Consider the following 23,900-nt stretch of genomic DNA (forward strand, 5'->3'; position numbering starts at 1 on the left):
ATTCTGATGCGTTTATATTTTAGTTGATAATTTGAGGAAACCACCACGAAACAAGATAGAATTATGATACCAGATCGAGCAAAATTTAATTTAAAAATTTTTCAGATTGATAAGACTTACTATGAGTTTAAAGATAAGTCTTCACAGGAAATCATAGATATAATAAAGGATAATCATGAGAAAATGCTTCTTCATAAGTATGATAGCTTGGCATTAGCACAACCTCAAATTACGCACGAAATTGATAACAAATATGAATTTTGGTCATACTGCTATAACCAGCCTAAGGAAAAATATTACTGGAAACTTTTTTTACCTGAGAGTTTAACCGAAAACCAAAACTTTGAAGTAATTGAGTTTTCATTTGTTCTGTTTATCAACTATAAATCATCAATATATTGTGTGATAAGTGGTAGTGGAATGAGTGTTATAAAGAAATATATACATCCTAATTTTGGAATTGATGTTTATCAAAGAATTGCCAAACCTCAAGAGGATGTTATAATTGACCTTGAAACTAGAGGAATTGCAAATAATATTTCTCATAAAAAGCAAATATTCAATTTTAATCAAACAATTGCAGAAACACTTGAGTATTCAGAAATCCCGAATAAAATTAAACTTCGAATTAGAAAAGACTTAAAAGAAAATGAGTTCAAGAAATTCGATTCTGAAGATTTGACTTTATTAGAAGTGGGGTCATATTTCTGTTTAAGAAAAAAGCTTGATTTTGATGAACTCAAAGAGTTAATAAACGATATACATGAGATAAGATTAAATAATAAACCAGTTCAACTTACCTTGTTTCTAAAAATTAATGATACTGAACTGGTAAGCAAATTAGATGAGAGTTTAAAAGAAATAATTGTTGATGACATATTGCTACATGATAGACCTGATAAATGGATTGCAAACCAAAGTGATATAATTGAGGTAGTGCATCCTTCAAAATTAGAAAGGTTTTATGAGTGCGATAGTTTTAACATCAGAGCAAAGTTTTCAAGGGGCAAGCATGATATTGAGGTTAAAGATAGGTCAAAGCTATATGAGGAATGTACAAGACATATATACAATAGTCTGGAGAAAGTAACAGATAGATTTGATGCAAAAGGGAAATTATACACTTTAAATATTTCTGGGCAAATAAATACATCAGAAGTTACTTACGCTAATTTCTTTTCTCATATCACTGCTGAAATTGATTACCTGTATAAAAAATATTTCAAAATAGATGGTCGTTGGTATTTGCTTGAAGACCATTTCTTGGAATTGATGAATAACGATGCAATAGAATATTACACAAAATATAAATTGGAAGAAGATATTTTATTAGCATGGCCTAATGACAAAGATGAAGACTTTTATAATAAGAGCCACAAATCTTTTGATAGTCATTTTGTTTTAGATAAAGTAATAAATGATAATATAGAATTATGCGACCTACTTGTACTAAAGGATGATAAAGTATTCTTTATACATGTTAAAAATGGATTTAATACTAAAATGAGAGATCTTTATATCCAAGTCATTCTTTCCGCAAAAAGATTATCGAATGATTTAAAAAACAATGACGGAAGTAACTATTTCAAAAAGACATTGCAAAAATATAACAGAGAGAATCCGCGTAAAAGAATTAACCATAAAGACTTAATTGAACGTTTACGAAAAGACCCAGCACAGATTAATTTTGTAATGGCATTTAATAATCATCACTATAAAGGCAAACCGATTCTAGAACGGATAGAGAAATGCAAGTCAAACATTGCTAAATATTCACTAGTTCAAGTAGTTAAGGAAATGCAACAATATAGTTTTGGAATTAAATTATTTGATATATCAGAAAAATAAACTATTACTAATTGTAACTAGCCACTAGGCAAAAAACCTAGTGGAGAAACTCTCTCTATCCTAATTATGAGTCGCACATACTTAGGCTTATAAATCCAATCCATTGTAAACCTTAGCAATAATATGATTCCAACATTAATCAACCAGACTGAATAGCTGGCTTAAATGATTTTTATAGTTATTCAGCAGTTGCTTAATATATTCAGGAGAACTGTTTTTTTCTATATCATGAAAGTGCATATTTTGTAATGGTTCCAAAGCTACAAAGGCATTCATTCTATGAAAGCCAAATAACACGCCATCATCCACACTACGTTGTTGAAAAAATTCACCTGGTAAAGTAAATGCTGTTTCGGGCGCATTCCATGATGTAGTTACCATATATTTTTTGCCATGCATTAACCCTCCGGTTCCATAATTAATAGCCGGATTATCGCTTTTTCTTCCATCACTTCGGTACATGCCTTTGCGGTGACCTTCGGTAAAAACCCTGTCAATATACTCTTTTAAAGGATAAGGCATTCCCATCCACCAAATTGGGAAGTGATAAATAATGGCATCTGCCCACAAAAAATTATCTACTTCCTCATCCGCATTATAAGCATCGTTAATATCTGTGTATTTAAATTCAAACCCATTGTCTTCGGTAAAAAAAGAAACATCAACATCAAACAATGCTTTATTTATATCGCCATTTGCATTTGCAATTTTCTTTCCTCCATATACTAAAAATATTTTCTTCATCTGTTTATTATTTTATCGGTCGCATCCTTTTATGTGAGAATCTTTTAAGTCGTAATCTGACAAGTAATGATGTTTCCTTATTAATATTGACAGATTCATCTGCCGTGATTAATAAACAGTCAACCAATAAAAAAGTTGCAAAGTGATGGTATGGCTCCATGAGATGATGCCGTTTGCAACCATTCGTAAGAGAAATTTTTATTAATCAAGAAGTGGTTATTTTGAAATATGGACCAAGTGCGATGGCCGGTTCAATTGGCCCGGGCCTGCGGTGGCGTGACGAAGACGAATGCGGGTGATATTGGGATGTGTGAAAGGAAAAATTCGGCAAGGAAGTGCGGTGAAGGATGAATTGAACTAGCGTTTTTAGTTCTTTTTGGGCAATGACAATTATTGTGATAAATGAGTGCAGAGTCAAGTTTACTTGAACTATGCCAGCAGAACAATAATCTTTTTAAAAAAAGAATGAAACAGGTATTGTTTAAAACGTAAATATTTGTCAGTTAAAGAATAAAAGTGCTGTAAATCAACTCTCCTCCTAATTTAGGAGGAGTACCCGAAGTATGAGGGGGAGGTGGTAAACAAAGTAAACCCGTCTGCTATGGCATTGTTATCTTCTCCAATTTTTTGCTTCGATACAATACTGATTTTGTTGTTAATAATGTCTTTATAAAATACATTGTTCCATTTTGTCATTGCCACAAAACGGAACCCAAAAGGTCTAGTCGAGGAGAATGCCATCGCTCTCTTCTCAATTCTTTATTATTATACAGATGTAAATGTTTTTCAAACATAAGGACAAGCCCCATCTGTTAATAATATAACAATTGAGAATTCACACCCACAATGGCCTTCTACTCCTCGACAGGCTCACCCGCAATCTTGACTTCAAATGACGTATTTATTGAATTTAAAAGTTCCGTCCTTAAGAAGCATATTAAAAACTGAGCTGTCCTTTCAGGACGTTGAGTTACATGATGAATAGTAACCCAGGGGATCCCTGGGCTGAAATGATTTGGGCCAGAAGTATTATTTCCGAAAGAAAATTTAATTACTATAAATAACTCCCCTACTTACAACGGAAGAATAGCCATAATAAAATGATGATTATTCATTAAAGAATAATTTCTGCTTATTTGTTCAAAACCTCTAAACAAACCGCATAAAGCCGTGTTTACTTTATTTAATAATTTGTATATTAACCGCACAACGGTTAATCTCAGACCAGGTATTTGTGGTCAGATTTATTTTATTACCATGCCGTTGTACCAAATTATTAAGTGTTACAATTAATAAAAACCAATTTTCTTTTTCTGTATGCAAAACACCACCAAAGATCTCAGTTTCTATACTTTTTTTACAAAGTATTCCTTAATGGAGGACTATGGATTTACGTCTGGTTTAATAAGCAGATTATATAAGAAAATTCTCCCCTCTATTCCTGAAGAAGATACTTTTGAGTTTTTTTTATTCAAAAACAAAAAAAATATAGAATACATATTCAGCAATCTTGATTTTAATATTACTGATGACAACCACATCTCTAAAGATTTAACATTAAGCATTAAAGCGTTATGCTCAAAAATATCGGCTTTTGGACTTGATAGCGATATCAACTATAAATTTAAACTCCTGAAATTAAACCATCGCTGTTTTGAAATCCTGCTTAATAAAATGAGCACTTTAGATTGTAGAGATGATCAAAAAGTCAGGTATTTAATTCATCTGTTAAACGAGATTGAAAACAATATCAATTCCCTAAGAATGTATAAAAACAAGATAGGGATTAGTCTGCATATGACTATTGTTACAAGAAGAATTCTGGAATATATTGAAAGAGTAAAAGAACTCATTGATTTAAGTTTAAATATTAATTCTCCAGAACATTGGAAAGCAATTATTACCAACCATCTTGCCTACAATAAGAAAAAATACAGCTTAAGAAGATTTATTGTCCGACATCTGGATTTATTGATATTTGAAGCTGTAGAACACACTTCGAACAGAGGAGATAAATACATTGCTGAAAATAATAAAGAATACTGGCGCTTTTTATACAAATCAATGTTAGGAGGTGCTCTTATTGCTCTTTTTGCCCTTTTTAAAATATACTTTGGGTCTAACTACGAATTTGATGCAATTGGAGATGCAATTATTTTTAGCTTGAATTACGCCATCTGTTTTATTCTGGTTAAACAATTAGGCGGTATCATTGCTACAAAACAACCAGCAATGACGGCTTCTACAATAGCCAAGCATATCGATAAAAACAATAACCTACAAATAGGCTCCAAAAAAGAAATTATCAAGATCATAAAAAAAGCTCTGGGTAGTCAGTTTATATCATTGGTCGGCAATTTTACTATGGCCATTATTTTTGCTTCTGTTATATACCTCATATTTGCACAATTTGGAATGCAAAAATCATTAGGCATAAAACCTGATTACCTGATGAAAGATATTATGCCAACATTTAGTCTTTTTGGATATGCTGCTACAGCTGGTGTTTTTCTGGCTTTATCTGGAATTATCTCCGGGTATGTTGATAATAAAGTAGTAGCCTCCAGAGCTGCACACCGCATTGTCAATACAAAACTATTTTTTAACAGTAAAAAAATGGCTGATTTTGTTATCCATAAAGGTGGATCTTTAATGGGGAATATTAGTCTGGGTTTTTTCCTTGGAAGCGCATTTCTTTTGAGCTACATATTTTCTTTTTCAATTGATATACGCCACATTGCCTTTAGCACCTCCTATCTAGGTTACTCATTAATGAGTCAGCCTTTTGAAACCATAATTATAATTAAAGCTCTGGTAGGAATATTAATTATTGGACTAACCAATCTTGTGGTTAGTTTTTCCATAACCTTGGTTTTGGCATTAAAATCAAGAGGTGCTACATTCCTGTTTATCCCTCAACTATTTATGTATTCAGTAAAAGATTTTTTTAGTAATCCTCTCGATTACTTTATTGTAAGAAATAATAATCACGAGAAGAAATAAGTTGAAATTTAAATAATGCTGACTTGGTTTATTTTAGTGTAACAAGTCTAGTTTAGCGTTCTCCTATACATTTTGAAAACAGGAAAAACACGTCTTTGAACTACAGGCGGATATTACACTACACATACCCCACAAAGCGATAAACAGTATATCCAACCCATTCTTTAAGGATGGTTTTCCATTTTTCGAGATATACAGTTGATGGATGAAAAATACCAGAAAAGTCAGAGCTTCCAAATTGATACATAAAGTCTGTTGAAAAAGGCGTTACTGAAATACCTTCTTTTTTAAAACAATCCATCGATCTTTTAATATGATAACCAGAGGTGACCAACAAAAAATTCCCATTCATAATACCTGCCGATTCCAATAACTTTGAGGTTTCAACAGCATTTTCGTGTGTATTCAATGAATTCCATTCAACCAAAGTACTATCTTCTGGTATATCAACCTTTTTCAGATAGCACTGCACCACCTCTCCTTCCTTAACCTCGCCACTTGACCCTCCTGAAAAAATAAATCGATCAGCTTTTCCCATTTTAAATAATTCAATGGCCTTAAATAATCTATCCGAACTACTATTCTCAAAGTTAATTTCTTCTTCCTGCTGGTTATATCCTGCAACGCCTCCTCCCAATACTATAATACCATCGTAATGTTGCACAGCGTTTACATCCTGATTATAATCCTCCCACCAACTACTCACACGATAGAATATATAAGGATTAGTAAATACAAACAACAATCCTACAGCAAATATTAAAACACCTTTTTTAAATGAAGACTTCTTTATAAACAAGGCTAGTATTATAAGAATCCCAATCCATAAAATTGGCGAAATGGCAAATGAAAATAATTTAGATATCGTAAAAAACATAGGCTTTACTTTATAATTGATCCATTCATCAATCAAAATAAAGACCACGAATTTTACTTTGCACCTATTTATCTATAATACAAAAGCTTATTTAAAAACTTCCTTTAATCACGCTATAATAACTTAGCCACACTATGTGGAATTACTCAACACTATGTAGAATTATTACATCATTTTATTTGAAGACAGGTCTGATATAAACGTTATCTCTGCCCCTTGCGGTTTAATTGTAATCTTTCTTCTTGTTGCTTTTATCTAATAAAAACATCATTTAATCATAATAATGTAACCTTTGAACTTAATTACTGTAAAGTCCAATCTGTTATTTCTAATGACAATGAATAATAATAAGTTTTAAAGATTTATGGAAGCCAAAGTTTTATTTATCGTTTTTATATCAATATTCACTATAACAGCAGTAATCACTTTACTAGGTATTACTAACTTAATAAAAGGAATTAGAGAAAAATATTTAACGCCTTTATTTACAGCTCTAATATTAGAAGTTGTTGCTGCAGTAGTTTTACTCTTCAAAAATCAGGATTTTTCAGATCATAATATCATTCCGGAAATCATTTATCAGGAGTGCTCTCTTAAACAGTCTGAATCAAGCGACAAGGATTGTTACAAAATCATACAAATGATTAATGATAGAAAAAAGTTAGATAGCTTGATATTTATAAAGGACCATGAAATTAAACTTTTAAAAACTAAAATTACAGAATTATCTCCCGATACACTAAAAGACTTTTATTACTACATCCAACAAATAGAAAGAATAAGGCTATCATCAAAAGGAATAATAAACTTAAAAAGTAATACAGAACAAACAGATGAGGCCATTGATATTATTGAACAAATTTTATTACTAAACGGAAGATTGACCAAAGATATAAACTCAAAAGAAGAAGTTATTGCAGCTTATGCTAAGTTTAAACAAGAAAATAATAGAGATAATAAATTATATAAAATATACCTACAGGATGTTCCTTTATTTGTAAAAGAATATTTGATTGAGAATTATGAACTGAAGTTTTATATTTCAAATCCAGACATACCAGCCTCACTTATTTCAAAAGTTGAAACCCCTAATAATTTAAATTAAAGCAAATATTAAATGCTATACTTCCGAGATTTCAAAATCCCTAGTCCAATAATATAAATTATTTAATAGATTAATACATCCTTAAACATTCTACAACAAACCTTACTTTCTTTTATAATACCTAACAATCTATTATTCGTTATTATTATTGAATATTTAGTTTATGGTTATACTTTTGCCGAAATATTAAAAAAGAGACTTTAATTAATAAATATAATATGATGAATATACCTGTTGGATTAAAAGCGGATAAAGAAATTAATGTTGAAACAAAAGATACTGCTAAAGTTTTAGGCTCGGGTGGACTGGATGTTTATGGAACTCCTGCAATGATTGCTCTTATGGAAAATGTAGCCATGACAATGATTGCTACTTATTTACCTGAAGGTGGTGATTCTGTTGGTATTAAAATGAATGCAGATCACATGAAAGCATCTCCTGTTGGGGCAAAAATCAAGTGTGAAGCTACTATTGCTGAAGTTGACGGAAGAAAAGTATCCTACGAGATTGTATGTACAGATGAAACAGGTGCTACAATTGGAAAAGCATCTCACGACAGATTTGTGGTTGATGTAGAACGCTTTTTAAGTAAGTTGTAAAAGCAATGTCCTCAAAATAAAATCCAGTCTTCAGCTTTCACGGTTGTTCACAAAAGTGATAGCTGAGGGCTTGATCTCTTAATCCTGCCTTCTCTGAATAAAATTTTCTGCATTTTATATTACATTAATTCCACATAAATACAGTTCAACCAAATCAGTAAATCTATAAATCCAACAAATAAACAAAACAAATATCTCTCCTATTCTCTCTCCTAAAACCATAAATCCAAAAACAAACTAAACTCCTGATTACATTCTTATTACCTACATATTAACACACTACTGCTTTACTAAAATTATACATAAATCCACCAATTTAGAATTATAACTCCCCCTGTTTTACATTTTTGTTAACAATCTTTGTACGGATGGAGAAAACCATCTTTTATAAATTAAATAGAGAGAAAGATAAATCGTAATATAAACAGATAAAATGACCTTGCTTAAGTAACAACTCAATTTGTTTAATTGAATATACCATCAAATTACAACACAAAAACAAATAAACAGAACGTTACATTCGATAAGCATAATAAATTAAAACTAATGAAACGAACATATAAATTTGATGATCCCAATTATAACACAAAAGGAGAATTCAATTTATTTGAAAGCTTCATACAGCCTTTGAAAATTAAATTATAAATATGAAACCACAAAAGTTAAGTGTACTTGAAAAAGTAGGTTATGGATCAGGAGATGCGGCAGTAAATGTTGTTATTTCTTCTATGTTTTTGATCATCACCTATTTTTATACCGATGTATTTAAAATTAAGCCTACTGATGTTGCGCTAATGTTCTTATTGGTAAGATTAATTGATGCAGTAAGCGACCCATTAATGGGGATTATTACCGATAAATATAAATCAAAAAAATATGGTCGTTTTCGTCCTTATTTCTTGTATTTGGCTATTCCTTTCGGAATTTCTGTATTCCTTACCTTTACAACACCGGGATTTGATTATACAGGTAAATTGATTTATGCATACGCTACTTACATCTTAGTTACCTTAATGTTTACTTCAGTTACTATTCCATATATTTCATTAATTGGTGTACTTACCAACGATCCAAAAGAACGCTTATCAGCAAGTGGGTATCGCTTATTCTTTGCCAAAGTTGCTGCATTTGGAGTATCTATTTTAGTTCCTATCATGGCTAAATCATTCGGAGCAGGAAACATTGCCCGTGGATATCAGTTAGCAATGGGTGTTATGGCACTAGGTGGTACGCTTTTATTTTTATTTTGCTTTGTTACCACTAAAGAGCGTATAGAACACATCGTAGAAACTACACCTTATCTTAAACAATTAAAATACTTATATAAAAACGGGCAATGGATGTTATTGCTAGGTTCATGTTTATCAGGAACTACCGGTTATGTTATTCGTGCATCAGTAGCCATTTATTATGCAAAATATTACCTGGGTGGTGATGAAGTGGTGCAATCTACATTTATGGGAACTGGTGTTGCTGCTGCTATTTTAGCCATGCCAGCCTCTACACTTATTACCAAACGTTTCTGTAAGGTGAAATTATTCTGGATGTCACAGTATGGCGTAGGAATACTTAGTGTTCTTATGTTTTTCCTAATAAAACCTCAGCCAGAAAGTATGATGTTCGCTTACGTAATGTATTTCATTCTTTCATTTGTTGTAGATGTTCATGCTCCTATATTCTGGACAGCGATTGCCGAAGCTGTAGATTATGGACAAGCAGAAACAGGCGTACGTGTATCTGGATTATCATTTGGAGGTATTTCATTTGCACAAAAAGCCGGAATGGGTATTGCCGGAGCAGTTGTTGGTTTATTACTTTCAGGATTTGGATATGTGGCTCCAACTGAGGAAATTCTTAATCCGGTTCAATCCGAAACAGCTCTTTTAGGATTATCTTTAATGCTAACCATTATTCCTGGAGTATTCCACGTAATCAATGGTATGTTGATTATGCGTTATAAGATTACGGATAAATATTACGAAACAATAAAAGCTAAAATTCATATTTAAGATGGCAACAGATAAAAACGCTCCTTTAGTAGAGCAACGTGCTGATCCTTTTGTATACAAACATACTGACGGTTACTATTATTTTACAGGTTCAGTACCTACTTATGATCGTATAGAACTACGCCGATCGAAAACCATTGAAGGATTAAAAGACGCTGAAACATTTGATGTTTGGTTTAAGCATGAAACCGGACCAATGAGCAGACACATTTGGGCTCCGGAAATTCACTTTTTAGATGGTAAATGGTATGTATATTTTGCTGCCAGTGAAGAGGAAGATATCTGGAAACTTCGCCCTTATGTTTTAGAATGTACAGGTGAGGATCCTTTGAAAGATGAATGGATTGAGTTGGGACAAATGCAAGCTGCTGATGGTGATGAAAAAACATTTATCGACTTTTCTTTAGATGCCACCATCTTTGAAAATAATGGCAAAAGATATTTTTGCTGGGCAGAAAAAACCGGAGGTCAGTTTGCTGCCTCAAACTTGTATTTAGCAGAAATGGAATCGCCTATTAAGCTAAAAACAGTGCAGTTTATGCTTACCACTCCTGATTACGATTGGGAAAGAGTTGATTTTTGGGTGAACGAAGGTCCTGCTGTTATTAAAAACAATGGAAAGATCTTTATTTCATTTTCAGCAAGTGCAACCGGAGCTTGTTACTGCATGGGATTGATGGAAGCGGATGAAGATGCTGATTTATTGGACCGAAACTCCTGGAAGAAATCGAGATATCCGATTTTAGAAACCGATTACGAAAAGAAAATATACGGACCGGGACATAACTGCTTTACTGTGGCTGAGGATGATAAAACACCTTTATGTATTTATCATGCCAGGGATTATGAAGAGGCTGTTGGTGATCCTTCTGTAGTTCCTGCTTCTGATAAAAGACCTCTGGACGAGATTGTTAAAGATCCTCTTTATGATCCAAACAGACACGCCAGAGTTATGGAAGTTAAATTTGATACAGACGGAAGACCGGTATTTGAATTTTAGTAAAAAGAATAAATGGTCATTCTTTTATAGAATGGATTTTATGAATAAGGAAAGGGCAAAGAGGGTGTTTCGATAGTTGAAACACCCTTTTTTCATTTCAAAAAATGGCTCGTCTTAGAATAGCATGACATTTAAAATTATCATTACAAATCAACATCACCGGAATAAAAGATCATTGCAAAAATGGTTATCAAATAGAAAATATTTCTGCAACCAGACATTATCTTATGATAGAAAAACCAACAAAATTAAATTTAATACTAGAAAAAGTATTGACAGAAATAAACAGTTATAAGAAGCAAGGTATAATTGTAAAAATCAAGTATTAGTTTATAATCCGATACCATTTATTTATTACATATCACTTTTTATTTATATTCTACAATTTTTGAATATTAATGTAGTATATTCAAATGTTAAATGCCGACTTAAATAATATTTCAATTTTATACTAATTAAAAATTCTACAAATGAAAAATTCAATCTTTAAATCCATTATCCTAATTGCATGCATAGTGTTTCCATGTGTTTTATTTGCCCAAAGCGAAAAAAATACCAGTAAACAACAACTAAATTTGCAAAAAAGAATTGATGGAAAGTGGCAAATGTGCAATGCCGATAGTACAATAAATATTATTAATGGAATGACATCATATAAAATTTATTCGAAGGGAAATTATTCCCACATCAAAGTTATTGAGGAATCAAACAGTATTGCACTCTCTATATGGGGAAATTACAGTTTAAATAATGATGTTTATGATGAATCACCAATGTATGTAACCCCAAATATAAGCTCAGTATCGGGCAACCATTTTCATTTTAAATTGAAGATTGATGGAGATTATTTGGTAATAAAGGGAATTAACAATGGGTTTAATGAACTTTGGAAAAGAGTTAATTAATAAGCATATTAACTGCACATTTAAAATAACTCTACAAGTCCGAAAACATATTCTTTACAGCCTCAACACACTTATTAAATCGTTCATCCCAATTACCTTGTATCAAGTGATAATTGATGCCATGTTTTTTAAGTGTGTTTTTATGATAGCTGTCTAATGTATTTCTGTCATCTTCCGTAAGACGCGTGCCATCCTGAACGTACGGAGCATCTTTGTCTAAGTATAAATACAAATCGCATTGGTTGGCTTGGGTAATCCATGATTCTACTATAAGCTCGCTATTGAAAAGATAATCAAAGAGGGTGTTTCAATAGTTGAAGCACCCTTTTTTACAACCCAATCCATAATTCACATCATTAACAACAACCCACTCCTTCTTTTCTATAAGCTCGTTTGGCAGCAGTTTGTGTTTTGGTACTCTCAGAAGTCACCTTCTTTGCCTTAACTTTTAACCTTCTGGCATACTGCATATCCAAAATCTTCTTCCAATCTGTAATATCTATAATCTTTAATTCCATGCATTTTAATTTGGAATCTCTTTCAGAAACTGAACCATTTATATGCGTAAAAAGTAAATCTACCTGAACAATTAAATCATCTCCAACATGATATGCTTCTTTTGCCTCATCTTGAATTTTTAAAGTAATATCACAAGCATTTACTAATGATACACTAGTAAGTATAATACCCAACAATATAATTAATCTTATTTTTATCATATCCCTATAATTTTTGAACCCTTACAGCAGGATTAAAGAGTCTCCAAACCCTTTTTACCCCTAAAAAATCACACTAAAATCAAATAATTTCATTTATTAGGAGGCAAATTACCGAAATATGAGTTTTTTGGATATTTTTACTAGATGAAGGAGAAAAATAAACCTTTGAAGTGGGAAAAATACAGAAAGTTAAAATGGAGTTATTTAGATTCAGAAGGGTATTATAAGTTTTTAAAGCAAAATGGAAATTTATATGAAGTGAGCTATCAAAGCAGTTAGTCAACAACTTTATATTTTTCTTACAATATGAAATGATTCAGTTGACAAACTGAATTTGTTTGCTATGAGCGTTTCATCTCACGAGGAGGCTTAACAACAATACGTCCTCTGCAAGCCGGACACATATAAATTTCACATCCGGTACAAGCAAAGCAATTGCTACAACATCTTCGTACTTCTAATTTTGAATACGTTTTATTGCACTTAGGGCAAACTACATTTTGACTTTTCTCCTCTCTATTCATCAATAAACAAAAATATATTTTTTATGTTATTTTTAGACAAGGTAGTTTACTTAAAAAAATCTAAAAATTGAACCAGATGCCTAAAAGAAAGAAGAGTATACTAAGAAAACTATTTAGAAACATGATGTTTTTTGGAGTATTAATGGGATTTGTATTTCCTGTGTATGCTCACTTTTTTGTTGAATGGAAAGATGGTTTATTTATCTACTTTTTAATTGGCTGCATCATGGCAGGAGTAATAGTAGGCATTGTATCGTTTTCTTTTGTTAAAACGATACTTATTAAGGAACTGCTTAAAGTTTCTACCATTGCCAAAAATGTAACCCAAAAGGATATTTCTGTGCACCTGAACCTGAACAGTGATGATGCTGTTGGCGAAATAGCCCATGGATTTAGTGAAATTATCAAATCACTTAACCTGTTTGTTTCTGAAACAAAAAAGATAACCAATAACGTCCAAAAGTTTAATGGCAAAAGTAAGGATCACTCAACCAACGAAATTTCTCATTTAGAAAATTCTATAACCGACATTAAAGCAGTATCCGACAAAATATCCTCTTTATCCAATACCATACAACAAGATATTTTAAGTATTCAAACAACGGTTTTAAGATCAGGTGAAACCTTACAAAACATTGATAAAAAGGTCAATGATTTTTCTGATAAGATGAACACCTTGATGTCTAAAACAGAAGAAATCAATTCCATCATAAATATTATTAGTAATGTGGCTCAACAAACCAATTTGCTTGCATTAAATGCATCTATTGAAGCTTCAAAAGCTGGTGAATTTGGAAAAAGTTTTGCTGTTGTGGCTAATGAAGTCCGACTACTTTCCGGAAATATTAATAACTCGGTAGCTGATATCATACACATTAGTCAATCCATCAACGAAAACTTAAATGATGCCAACCTGATTAATAAAGATATCATGAATCAATTTAAAAATAATCTAGTTGAAAACATTAAGTTCTCTGAAGTGGTAAATGGAGTTGAAAATCATACAAGTTCAAACATGTTGGAAAACGAAAACTTAATGCAATCCATCAATCAATTAAAGGATACTGTACTTGTTATGAATGCCTCCTTTGAATCATTTTATGATTCTGTATCTCATTTAAATTCATTTGTAAAAGACTATAAAACGATCAGTAAAAACTAAGTCTTATTCTCTTAAGAGCCCCCACTGAAAAATAAAAATACTATATTCATGACCTTAATTGATAATGCAACTACTCATAAATCATTAAGCCAGGTTTATTTAATGAATGAATTCATAACATGAAACGAGCCATGAGAAAAACTTCTCACACACGAGAATGACTATTTAGGCGAGTTCCATGTGACCAAATGAAACAACTTTATAAATTTGAGCATTCCTATTTATATAATTAGGATGATCAATTTTATGGTGTGTTTCATCTGACCAATGAAAATAAATTTAAATTTTATTCAGATATGAAAATAGTATTTTTAGTTATTGCAGTATTTAGTTCTATAATAACGTTTGCTCAAACACAAGAAGCGACAACCGCCGAAGGGAAAACTGTTATTTTATATAATGATGGCACCTGGGAGTATAAAACAGACGCTGTAGAAGATGTAAAAGTGGAACCTACTAGTATTTCAAACGATGTAAATGCAGAAGGCGAAATGACAGAAGTCTATTTTAGCACAAGTGATCGCTTAGACCGTTTCTTTAGTAATCCTAAGAACAAAATTAGAGGAAAGGCAAAGTGCTTTATAGTAAATGGCCAGTCTAAAATTGAATTTATGTGGGAAACTTACCTAGGTGACGGTAATCGCTATTTCGGTTATTTAAAGGAAGGAACCTTAGTTACTTTAAAACTTAAAGATAATAAAGAAGTTCAACTTACATTAGGAGAAAACATCAATACCGATGCCCGTGAAAAATACCATGTAACGATCTTTACAGGAACAGCAAATGTTACTAATGAACAAGTAGCGCTTTTAGTGCAATATCCAGTAGAAACTATTACGGTGGAATGGAAAAAGAAACCTGAAGAATACAAGGCAGAAAACACCAACTACTTTAGAAGTGAATTTGTTAAATTATTAAAATAGTTTTAATGGGCATTGAGCATTTAAATTTAACTGCTCAATGCCCATTAATTTTTATTAACTGATTGCACTCTTAATTTTTTCTTCCTTCGAAACCTCTCCTTCCGAAATATTAATTGCGGTTTCAATTAATGCCAAATGCGAATAAGCCTGAGGGAAATTACCTAACTGACGTTTGGTTTCAAAATCTAAATCTTCACTATATAATCCTAAATGATTGCTATATACCAATAGTTTTTCAAAACGCTCAATTGCAGCTTCCTTCTCTCCTATTTTATACAAGGCATTCACCAACCAGAAAGCACAAATTGTAAAAGCACTTTTGGGCAAACCAAAATCATCATGATTTGCATACCTATACATCAGACCTTCATGCTCTAATTCCTTTTGGATAGCATAAACTGTTGATCGGTATCTCTCATTCTTGCCATCAATATATCCGTAGCTTTCCATTAAAAGTACAGAGGCATCCAAATCTTCACTACCATATGCCTGAGTATAAGATTGCTTTTCTTCAGACCAGGCATTATTTTCAATATCCTCTCTGATCTTATCTTCTAACTGCTTCCATTTTTTCATGTAGGATTCCTGCTCCAGTAATGCAGCTATTTTCTGAGCTCTGTCAATAGCAACCCAACATAAAACCTTACTAAAGGTAAAATGCTTACTTTCACCACGAATCTCCCAAATACCCTTATCCGGTTTTTTCCAGTTACGCTCCACCATTTTAACCACATTACGAACAACGGTCCATAAGTCTTCACTAAAATCAAGCGTTGCTGAATACAAGCTAAAATGCTGATATATAGCATCCATCAAAATACCATAAATATCATTCTGCTTTTGCTTATAAGCTGCATTCCCAACTCTTACCGGTTTTGAATCAGCATATCCTGAAAAATGTGGAAGTTCATATTCCGACAATTTCTTTTCGCCGCTAATGCCATACATAATTTGCATCTTCTCATCTTTCTCAGGAAGAATATTGATGATGAAGTTTAAATAATTTTTGGCTACGGTTTTATGATTCACCTGATTCAGTATTTTAACTACCATAGAACCATCCCGTATCCAACAATAACGATAATCCCAATTACGAACTTCGCCAATTGTTTCGGGTAATGAAGTGGTTAAAGCAGCCAAAACAGCGCCTGTTTTTTGATAGCTTAGTAGTTTTAATGTTAAAGCACTTCTATTGATTTCATCATTGTACTTACTAAATGTAGTGGTTCTTTCCGACCAGTTTAACCAATACACTTTAGTTCGCTCCATCTGAAGTTTTACACGATGAATATCTTGTTTTAACAACTTCTGGTTGTAACTAACAAGAATAAACTTGCTAGAGGTTAAAGTAATCTCATTGCTTTCTGTAATATCCTTAAAGTCAAAATCAGAGTAAAGATAAAGAGAATCGTATGCTCCCTTTTTGGTTACCCCTTTAATAAACTTTGAGTGAACAGATAGCTCCGTTGGATGTAGCCCATACTCCAACTTTGGCTGATATTTTACTTTAAACACAGGAGCTCCACTTATTCTATTAAATACTCTTATCACATCAGGTGGAGCATACGCTGAACCTTGTGTTGTTTTATAACGAGGCATAAAGTCGATGACTTCAAATACACCTTCCTCACAAATAAACCGAGTACATAGAAGATTCGTTCTATCAATATATTCCTGTCCTATTGATAATAAATTTTTAGGTTCGATACTTAAAGCTCCCCCTTTGTTTTCATCCAGCAGTTTTGCAAAAACTGATGGTGCATCAAATTTTGGCAAACATAACCAATCGATACTTCCCTTTTCAGAAACTAATGCGGCAGATTTACAATTTCCGATAATCCCGTAATTCAGATTCTCCATATATTGAACTATATTAAAAATTATTGGTTAGTTTTGTAGTAACCTCAAAAAAAATAGTAATATTTCTAAAATTCAAATAAAAAACGCTATATCTATGCAAAAAATTCACATTGTTTCAAACAGACTCCCCTTTAGCATTAAAGAGGAGGGAGATGAAATCTCTCTCGAAGCTAGTGTTGGGGGCTTAGCCACAGGTATGAAATCCATTTATAAAGATTATGGAGGTACCTGGATTGGCTGGCCTGGAATAGATAGCGATACCATTTCTGATGCAAAGCAACAGAAAATCAATAATTTATTTAACAAAGAGAAATGCGCTTCTGTTCATTTAAACTCTGAAGAAATTCATTTGTTTTATGAAGGTTTTAGCAATCGCACTATCTGGCCATTATTTCACTATTTTACTCAGTATGCAGATTTCAACCAGGCTGACTGGGAAATCTACAAAGCTGTAAATCAAAAATTCGCAGACGCGGCAATTGAAACACTGGAAGATGGCGATGCTGTATGGGTACATGATTATCAATTATTATTAGTACCCGATATGATTAAGTCAAAGAAACCAAATGTTACTGTTGGTTTCTTTCTGCATATTCCATTTCCTTCCTATGAGGTATTCAGAATGTTGCCTTGGCGAAAAGAGATTATTCAGGGTATGCTTGGCGCTGACCTCATTGGTTTTCACACTTATGATTATGAACGTCACTTCTTCAGTTGTGTCAGACGATTGTTTGGTTATGAGATTTCATTTAACCAAATCCATATCGATGAACGAATCATAATAGCAGATTCGTTTCCAATGGGTATCGATTACGAGAAGTTTATGACTAATGCTCAAAATGTTAGTTTAAAATCCGTTAGTGAAAAATCCGAACTCCACAAAGAGTTAGATAAGTATTTTCTTTCATCTCCGGAACGTAAACTAATCTTATCTATTGACAGGTTAGATTATACCAAGGGAATACCTAACCGCCTTACTGCTTTTGCTCGGTTCCTGGAAAAATATCCTGAATTCAGACAAAAGGTAACGCTAATTATGCTCGCAGTTCCTTCCAGAGGACAGGTTGATCATTATCAACTCTTAAAGAAGGAAGTTGATGAGCTTGTAGGACAAATTAACGGTGCCTATGGTACCATTAACTACACTCCTATCTGGTACTTCTATCGTTCATTACCATTTAATAATCTGATAGAACTTTACAGTTCCTGTGATGTGGCATTAATTACTCCGGTACGTGATGGTATGAATCTGGTAGCCAAAGAATACGTTGCATCCAGAATAAACAACACTGGTGTTTTAATACTCAGTGAAATGGCTGGTGTTGCCAAAGAAATGGGTGAAGCTCTATTGATTAATCCTGTTGATGACGAGGATATGGCTGATAACATATATCAGGCATTAACCATGCCTATTGAAGAACAAAAAAGCAGAATGACTTATATGAAAGAACGCATTCAACGCTATGATGTTTTTAAATGGGCTAATGAATTTGTAAAGTCACTCAAAAAAGCAGAAAGTATTCAAAATGATTTTCTTGCCAAAAGAATTACTAAAAGCTTAGCTGAAAAATTAATCGACAAATACCATGATTCTAAAAAACGAGCAATTTTTCTTGATTATGACGGAACGCTGGCTCCTTTTAAAAAGAATCCTCAGGATGCAAAACCTGATGATGAATTACATGATATTATTAAAAATTTAACTTCTAACGAGCTAAATACGGTTACCATTATTAGTGGTAGAGATAGATATACGCTTGAAAAGTGGTTTGCCGGCCATAAGGTTAATTTAATTTGCGAACACGGAGTTTGGCTTAAAACAGTTAATGGTGATTGGGAAATGCTTACTACAGTTAATAACAACTGGATGCCTAATGTTCGTCCAATCATGGAACATTTTGTTGACCGTACACCTGGTAGTTTTATTGAAGAGAAAAATTATTCTTTAGTTTGGCATTATCGCAAAGCTGAACCTGACCAGGGAGAATTAAGAGCAAATGAACTTAAGGATGAATTAAATACCCACTTATCAAATCACAACCTTGAAATTATGGAAGGTAATAAAGTGATTGAAGTTAAAAGTGGTGGTATTAATAAAGGTGTTGCTGCCTTAAAATTCCTGAATAATGAACCTTATGATTACATTATGGCTATAGGTGATGACTGGACTGATGAATTTATGTTCCGCGAATTACCTGAAGATGCTATTACAATTAAGGTAGGAATGAAACACACTAAAGCAGCCTATAAAGTAGAATCTGTAGATGCTGTAAGAAGCTTATTGCAGAAAATGTAAATTCCCAGAAAACAAAAAAAATTACGAAACCGGATAGTAACTTATCCGGTTTTTTTTATGTCTGAAATGAAACAACGCACATAAAATAAAATCATTTCAATACTCCAACGGTAATTAGTTTTATATTTTATTACTATTATTGTTACATAAGCAACAACACAATCACATGACACACATATTTTCAGAACCTTACATCTTAAATAACAAACCTGAAGTAATTAAAAATAAGATCTTAAACATTCTTTTTATTATTTCAGCAATCGGACTCATTCCAATATCCTCAATAGCATATCTAAGATCTTCGTTGGGTATAGGTAACCTGATTTTATTAATAGGCGATATAGTTTTATTCTTTGTAATATTATTTCTCCTTTTTTCGAAGAAAATATCCTACACAACCAAAAGCCATATCCTTTTAATATCTGCATTATTAATTTCCATATCCAGCTTTTATGTTTCCGGAATTTATGCGGGAGGAAAATACATATTTGTAATAATAAGTGTTTTATCGGCCATATACTTAAGTAACAAATGGAGCATATTTTACACATCTATAATAGTAATATCATATGCCATCATTACGTATTTATACATTAATGGATATCATACAAATATATTAAGTAAGGAAAGCTTTGCCAATTCATGGGTTTCATGGGTCAACGAAGGAATCGTTCTTTTGTTTGTTATGATATGCTGTATGATCATCATTGAAATCTTACTTAATGGCTACAAAAAAGAAGTCATCAACCTAAGAACCAGCGAACAAATTCTTTTCCAAACTATTGAAAAAATGCCTGTTTCAGCTTTAATCATTAATGATAAACAACAAATTTTATATGGTAATACACAATTTACAGAACGAAGTGGTTTAAAATCTTATGTAGGTCAGAAAATCTCAAAGATAATAGAGCAAATATATGATGACCCCAAAGATATAGATGCAAACGTATACAAATTCGTTAAAAAGGTAGAAGAAGTATTTCAATCAGGAGAACATCCTCCTATGACAGAATTTAAATATTTCGATAAAAAAGGTAATCCTCGCTGGTCGGAAATACATTACAATTTAACAACTCCTAATATGCTAATTGTTATGTTTGTGGATATTACAGACAAAAAATTAAAACAAAGGGAAGTCATTGAAGCAATGGTTAATGCCGAGGAAAATGAAAAAAGCAGAATGGCTAAAGAATTACATGATGGTATTGGTCCTTTGATTTCTACAGCTAAAATATACGCACACAGTATAAAAGGAATTGATGATAAAGATAAGCAACAGGAACACGCTAAGCGTTTAATTGAATTACTGGATGAAACATTACACGAGGTTCGAAGTATTTCAAATAATATTAGCCCACATATTTTAAGAAATTACGGTTTAAAGGATGCTATACAATCATTTATTGATAAAATTCAGCCAGTTACTTCCATCCTATTTCATGTTGATATTAATGAAAAGATCAAATTTTCAAACACATTTGAATATACCATTTACCGAACAATAGTTGAAATGGTGAATAACTCACTCAAACATGCTAATGCAAAAAACATTTATATTATTTTTAAAAATTTTGAATCCTCTATTGAATTCATCTACAAAGATGATGGTGTTGGCTTTAATTTAAGCGAGGCAAAAGGTAAAGGATTTGGACTTTTAAATATGGAATCGAGAATGCTGACTCTTGGAGCTGAATACAATTTTCACACTGCTCCAGGTGAAGGTGTTAACGTGACAATTAATATACCATGTAATGACGCTAAAAATTGTATTAGTTGAAGATTTAGATTTAATCAGAGAAGGAATTACTGTTTTAATTAGTCAAATTAAAGATTTTGAAATTGTAAACATCTTTAAAAATGGGCAGGAATTTGTTGATCATCTGGATGAACTGGACTGTGATATTGTTATTACAGATATTGACATGCCCGTTTTGGATGGTATTTCGGCAACAAAAATTGCTACTGCCCGCAGACCCGAAATGAAGATTATTGCCTTGTCAATGTATAACGACACAAAATATTATTACGAGTTAATTACTGCAGGGGCTAAAGGTTTTGTTTTAAAACAATCCAGTGTTGAAGAACTTGAAAAAGCAATCCGGTTGGTTAATGAAGGAAAAAGTTTTTTCTCGGAGCAATTACTTTATAATGTAATTGTTAACATGCAAAATATAGAACAGACACTTGTAAAAGAAAAAACAGAACTGCTTAAACTAACAGAAAAGGAAATTGAATTGTTACAATTGATATGCAAAGGATTATCAAATAAAGAATTGGCAGAACAACTATTCTTAAGTGTAAAAACAATAGAAAGCAATAAAGCCAAACTAATGCGTAAAACTGGTGCCAAAAATAATGCAGCACTCATTATCTGGGCAATAAAAAATAGGGTTGTTGATATTTAAAACGTAATTCTATAAAAATACCAAACCTCCATTTTTCTATACCCCCCCACTTCTTCTATTCATATAGGGTTTTCCCTATTAAAAAAACAAAGTTATCCCCACGCTAAATTGGGTGATTACATCCACATGCGCATAAATCTAGCTTATATATTTGCTACATAGTTTTTGATCTCATTGTGAGCAATTAATTATTGGTAAATGAATGATACAGAAAAAATATCGGTCATTATTGTTGATGATAATCCCTCTGCCATTGAAGGTGTGAAATTACTGCTAAGTACTTATAACAAGTTTAAAGTAATCGCCACTTTTAACAATGGTGAAGAGTTATTGAATTACAATAATATCCATATCTGCAATATCATTTTAATGGACATAGAAATGCCTGTCATGGGAGGAATTGAAGCAGCAAAAAGAATAAGTTTTCTATATCCTGACACCAAAATGATTGCTATAACAATGTATCAACACCGACTATATCTGAGAGATATTTTGAGTGCAGGTTTTCATGGTTTTGTTAACAAAGGGAGAATGGCGGAAGATCTAAATGATACAATAAATAAAGTAAACTCAAACAAAAGACATTACCCCAAAGACTTAAATATTTAAAATAATAATTATGAGCGATTTAAGTATTGAGATTTTAAAAACCCTAGCTACCTTTCCTGTGGCATACGTAATTTTAAAACTGATTTTTAAAAAATCAGTAATGTTCCAGGTAAGTATGCTAACTGTATCGTTTACCCTCCTTGTAACTATTTTAAAGTCTCTTGAGTTTTATTATGGGATGATCTTTGATTTTATCATCACTCCAATAAACGTAGGTATTGGTACTTTACTTTTTATCTATATCAATAAATTATTGCGAAAACCTTTATCTAATGCTATAAATAAACTTGAGGAATTATCGAAAGGAAATTTAAATATTGAGTTACAGCATTCAGATTCTAAAAATGAGTTAGGTGTATTAGTTAATTCTGTTATTAACTTATCTACTAAACTTAAAAATATTATTTCTGAAATAGAAACCAGTGCCGAAAATGTATTAAGTGCCAGCCTTCAGTTAAGTGGAACAGCTGAGGATCTATCACAAGGATCAACAGAACAAGCCTCATCACTCGAAGAAATTTCTTCAACAATGGAAGAAATATCAGGAAACGTAGCCAACAACACTGAAAATGCTCAACAAACTGCCACAATTGCTAACAAATCATCAATGGGCATAAAAGAAGTATCAAGAGTTTCTGATGAAAGCTCAACTTCAGTTTATAATATCGCTGAAAAAATCAACGTTATCAATGACATTGCCATGCAAACCAACATACTAGCACTTAATGCCGCTGTTGAAGCCGCCAGAGCCGGTGAGTCAGGAAAAGGCTTTGCTGTAGTAGCTGCCGAAGTAAGAAAGCTGGCTGAAAACAGTAAAAAAGCGGCAGATGATATTGTACTAAAAGCGGATCATAGTAGAACACAAACAGAAATGGCTAATAGTTTATTAAATGAAATTAGTCCTGAGATCACAAGAACCTCTGACCTGGTCAATGAAATAACAGCTGCCAGCATGGAACAACACAACGGTGTCAATCAAGTAAACAACGCAATACAACAACTAAATTCGTTAACACAACAAAATGCTGCTGCAGCCGAAGAAATGGCTTCCAGTTCAGAAGAGCTAACAAACCAGGCCGAGGGACTTAAGAAATTAATTACCTTTTTTAAACTATAAGTGCGATTTGTTTTAGATTAGTTAAGTACAATGTGTATGAAATAAGTATTCCCATTCTTAATCATTAGAAGGATTGTCGTTTACCCATCCTATATCATGCAGTGACAATCTAAATATTATAAAAATTCCTATCACTATTTTTATAATAACTTATTTCATACCTTGTTGAGGATGCCGAAATTCGGCATCCTCTTT

At 32.3% G+C, this 23,900-nt stretch carries 19 protein-coding genes; 14 read left to right on the plus strand and 5 right to left on the minus strand.

Features of this window, described 5'->3' with window-relative positions:
* The first annotated feature begins 63 nt into the window (after positions 1–63).
* Positions 64–1,848, plus strand: a complete 1,785-nt coding sequence (locus OM075_RS05950; protein ID WP_301189572.1) for a DUF6119 family protein — start codon at positions 64–66, stop codon at positions 1,846–1,848.
* Positions 1,849–1,983: 135 nt separating this feature from the next.
* On the opposite strand, the gene OM075_RS05955 is transcribed toward OM075_RS05950, so the two are convergent.
* Positions 1,984–2,592 (minus strand): NAD(P)H-dependent oxidoreductase, encoded by a 609-nt coding sequence (locus tag OM075_RS05955; RefSeq protein ID WP_301189573.1) that lies wholly within the window; start codon positions 2,590–2,592, stop codon positions 1,984–1,986.
* Between the two features lie 1,317 nt (positions 2,593–3,909).
* Between OM075_RS05955 and OM075_RS05960 the strand changes: the two genes are divergently transcribed.
* Positions 3,910–5,595: a transporter-like protein gene (locus tag OM075_RS05960; RefSeq protein WP_301189574.1), complete on the plus strand. Its 1,686-nt coding sequence runs from the start codon at positions 3,910–3,912 to the stop codon at positions 5,593–5,595.
* 118 nt (positions 5,596–5,713) lie between these two features.
* Here the strand turns inward: OM075_RS05960 and OM075_RS05965 are convergent, their stop codons facing one another.
* On the minus strand, positions 5,714–6,472 hold the full coding sequence (locus tag OM075_RS05965; RefSeq protein WP_301189575.1) for a YdcF family protein: 759 nt from the start codon (positions 6,470–6,472) through the stop codon (positions 5,714–5,716).
* Between the two features lie 364 nt (positions 6,473–6,836).
* Between OM075_RS05965 and OM075_RS05970 the strand changes: the two genes are divergently transcribed.
* The 5 genes from OM075_RS05970 to OM075_RS05990 all read left to right on the plus strand — a co-directional run bounded on the left by OM075_RS05970 (position 6,837) and on the right by OM075_RS05990 (position 12,090).
* Positions 6,837–7,577 (plus strand): hypothetical protein, encoded by a 741-nt coding sequence (locus OM075_RS05970; protein WP_301189576.1) that lies wholly within the window; start codon positions 6,837–6,839, stop codon positions 7,575–7,577.
* A gap of 218 nt (positions 7,578–7,795) precedes the next feature.
* Complete coding sequence (locus OM075_RS05975; protein ID WP_301189577.1) at positions 7,796–8,176, plus strand: thioesterase family protein; 381 nt, start codon at positions 7,796–7,798, stop codon at positions 8,174–8,176.
* 647 nt (positions 8,177–8,823) lie between these two features.
* A complete protein-coding gene (locus OM075_RS05980; protein WP_301189578.1) occupies positions 8,824–10,185 on the plus strand; it encodes an MFS transporter in 1,362 nt (453 codons plus the stop codon).
* Between the two features lies 1 nt (position 10,186).
* Entirely contained in the window at positions 10,187–11,185 is a 999-nt protein-coding gene (locus OM075_RS05985) for a glycoside hydrolase family 43 protein (RefSeq protein WP_301189579.1), read from the plus strand.
* 470 nt (positions 11,186–11,655) lie between these two features.
* Positions 11,656–12,090 carry a DUF4488 domain-containing protein gene (locus tag OM075_RS05990; RefSeq protein ID WP_301189580.1) on the plus strand — a complete coding sequence of 145 codons (435 nt, stop codon included), beginning with the start codon at positions 11,656–11,658 and terminating at the stop codon, positions 12,088–12,090.
* Positions 12,091–12,121: 31 nt separating this feature from the next.
* On the opposite strand, the gene OM075_RS05995 is transcribed toward OM075_RS05990, so the two are convergent.
* Both OM075_RS05995 and OM075_RS06000 read right to left on the minus strand, forming a co-directional pair.
* Positions 12,122–12,361, minus strand: coding sequence for an AAA family ATPase (locus tag OM075_RS05995; protein ID WP_363321541.1), 240 nt, complete (start codon positions 12,359–12,361; stop codon positions 12,122–12,124).
* Between the two features lie 85 nt (positions 12,362–12,446).
* Positions 12,447–12,809 carry a hypothetical protein gene (locus tag OM075_RS06000; RefSeq protein ID WP_301189581.1) on the minus strand — a complete coding sequence of 121 codons (363 nt, stop codon included), beginning with the start codon at positions 12,807–12,809 and terminating at the stop codon, positions 12,447–12,449.
* A gap of 600 nt (positions 12,810–13,409) precedes the next feature.
* On the opposite strand from OM075_RS06000, the gene OM075_RS06005 reads away from it, so the two are divergent.
* Both OM075_RS06005 and OM075_RS06010 read left to right on the plus strand, forming a co-directional pair.
* On the plus strand, positions 13,410–14,495 hold the full coding sequence (locus tag OM075_RS06005; protein ID WP_301189582.1) for a methyl-accepting chemotaxis protein: 1,086 nt from the start codon (positions 13,410–13,412) through the stop codon (positions 14,493–14,495).
* A 296-nt stretch (positions 14,496–14,791) separates the two neighbouring features.
* Positions 14,792–15,418, plus strand: coding sequence for a hypothetical protein (locus OM075_RS06010; RefSeq protein ID WP_301189583.1), 627 nt, complete (start codon positions 14,792–14,794; stop codon positions 15,416–15,418).
* 54 nt (positions 15,419–15,472) lie between these two features.
* Here the strand turns inward: OM075_RS06010 and OM075_RS06015 are convergent, their stop codons facing one another.
* Positions 15,473–17,278 carry a glycoside hydrolase family 15 protein gene (locus tag OM075_RS06015; RefSeq protein WP_301189584.1) on the minus strand — a complete coding sequence of 602 codons (1,806 nt, stop codon included), beginning with the start codon at positions 17,276–17,278 and terminating at the stop codon, positions 15,473–15,475.
* A gap of 94 nt (positions 17,279–17,372) precedes the next feature.
* On the opposite strand from OM075_RS06015, the gene OM075_RS06020 reads away from it, so the two are divergent.
* The 5 genes from OM075_RS06020 to OM075_RS06040 all read left to right on the plus strand — a co-directional run bounded on the left by OM075_RS06020 (position 17,373) and on the right by OM075_RS06040 (position 23,705).
* On the plus strand, positions 17,373–19,574 hold the full coding sequence (locus OM075_RS06020) for a bifunctional alpha,alpha-trehalose-phosphate synthase (UDP-forming)/trehalose-phosphatase (protein ID WP_301189585.1): 2,202 nt from the start codon (positions 17,373–17,375) through the stop codon (positions 19,572–19,574).
* A gap of 166 nt (positions 19,575–19,740) precedes the next feature.
* Positions 19,741–21,351, plus strand: coding sequence for a sensor histidine kinase (locus tag OM075_RS06025; protein ID WP_301189586.1), 1,611 nt, complete (start codon positions 19,741–19,743; stop codon positions 21,349–21,351).
* Positions 21,326–21,979: a response regulator gene (locus tag OM075_RS06030; RefSeq protein WP_301189587.1), complete on the plus strand. Its 654-nt coding sequence runs from the start codon at positions 21,326–21,328 to the stop codon at positions 21,977–21,979. The genes OM075_RS06025 and OM075_RS06030 overlap by 26 nt, the downstream gene beginning before the upstream one ends.
* A gap of 198 nt (positions 21,980–22,177) precedes the next feature.
* Complete coding sequence (locus tag OM075_RS06035) at positions 22,178–22,588, plus strand: response regulator (protein ID WP_301189588.1); 411 nt, start codon at positions 22,178–22,180, stop codon at positions 22,586–22,588.
* Between the two features lie 10 nt (positions 22,589–22,598).
* The gene (locus OM075_RS06040; protein WP_301189589.1) at positions 22,599–23,705 is read left to right on the plus strand and encodes a methyl-accepting chemotaxis protein; all 1,107 of its coding nucleotides are present in this window, start codon (positions 22,599–22,601) and stop codon (positions 23,703–23,705) included.
* Positions 23,706–23,900 lie beyond the last annotated feature (195 nt).

Origin of the sequence: Plebeiibacterium sediminum (assembly GCF_026013605.1) — a bacterium.
In the GTDB taxonomy this organism is placed as follows: Bacteria; Bacteroidota; Bacteroidia; order Bacteroidales; family Marinilabiliaceae; genus Saccharicrinis; species Saccharicrinis sediminus.

Excerpts from the sequence above, each read along its gene's own strand:
- OM075_RS05950 (WP_301189572.1), top strand. The coding sequence starts at position 64 with ATGATACCAGATCGAGCAAAATTTAATTTAAAAATTTTTCAGATTGAT.
- OM075_RS05955 (WP_301189573.1), bottom strand. The coding sequence starts at position 2,592 with ATGAAGAAAATATTTTTAGTATATGGAGGAAAGAAAATTGCAAATGCA.
- OM075_RS05960 (WP_301189574.1), top strand. The coding sequence starts at position 3,910 with ATGCAAAACACCACCAAAGATCTCAGTTTCTATACTTTTTTTACAAAG.
- OM075_RS05965 (WP_301189575.1), bottom strand. The coding sequence starts at position 6,472 with ATGTTTTTTACGATATCTAAATTATTTTCATTTGCCATTTCGCCAATT.
- OM075_RS05970 (WP_301189576.1), top strand. The coding sequence starts at position 6,837 with ATGGAAGCCAAAGTTTTATTTATCGTTTTTATATCAATATTCACTATA.
- OM075_RS05975 (WP_301189577.1), top strand. The coding sequence starts at position 7,796 with ATGATGAATATACCTGTTGGATTAAAAGCGGATAAAGAAATTAATGTT.
- OM075_RS05980 (WP_301189578.1), top strand. The coding sequence starts at position 8,824 with ATGAAACCACAAAAGTTAAGTGTACTTGAAAAAGTAGGTTATGGATCA.
- OM075_RS05985 (WP_301189579.1), top strand. The coding sequence starts at position 10,187 with ATGGCAACAGATAAAAACGCTCCTTTAGTAGAGCAACGTGCTGATCCT.
- OM075_RS05990 (WP_301189580.1), top strand. The coding sequence starts at position 11,656 with ATGAAAAATTCAATCTTTAAATCCATTATCCTAATTGCATGCATAGTG.
- OM075_RS06000 (WP_301189581.1), bottom strand. The coding sequence starts at position 12,809 with ATGATAAAAATAAGATTAATTATATTGTTGGGTATTATACTTACTAGT.
- OM075_RS06005 (WP_301189582.1), top strand. The coding sequence starts at position 13,410 with ATGCCTAAAAGAAAGAAGAGTATACTAAGAAAACTATTTAGAAACATG.
- OM075_RS06010 (WP_301189583.1), top strand. The coding sequence starts at position 14,792 with ATGAAAATAGTATTTTTAGTTATTGCAGTATTTAGTTCTATAATAACG.
- OM075_RS06015 (WP_301189584.1), bottom strand. The coding sequence starts at position 17,278 with ATGGAGAATCTGAATTACGGGATTATCGGAAATTGTAAATCTGCCGCA.
- OM075_RS06020 (WP_301189585.1), top strand. The coding sequence starts at position 17,373 with ATGCAAAAAATTCACATTGTTTCAAACAGACTCCCCTTTAGCATTAAA.
- OM075_RS06025 (WP_301189586.1), top strand. The coding sequence starts at position 19,741 with ATGACACACATATTTTCAGAACCTTACATCTTAAATAACAAACCTGAA.
- OM075_RS06030 (WP_301189587.1), top strand. The coding sequence starts at position 21,326 with ATGACGCTAAAAATTGTATTAGTTGAAGATTTAGATTTAATCAGAGAA.
- OM075_RS06035 (WP_301189588.1), top strand. The coding sequence starts at position 22,178 with ATGAATGATACAGAAAAAATATCGGTCATTATTGTTGATGATAATCCC.
- OM075_RS06040 (WP_301189589.1), top strand. The coding sequence starts at position 22,599 with ATGAGCGATTTAAGTATTGAGATTTTAAAAACCCTAGCTACCTTTCCT.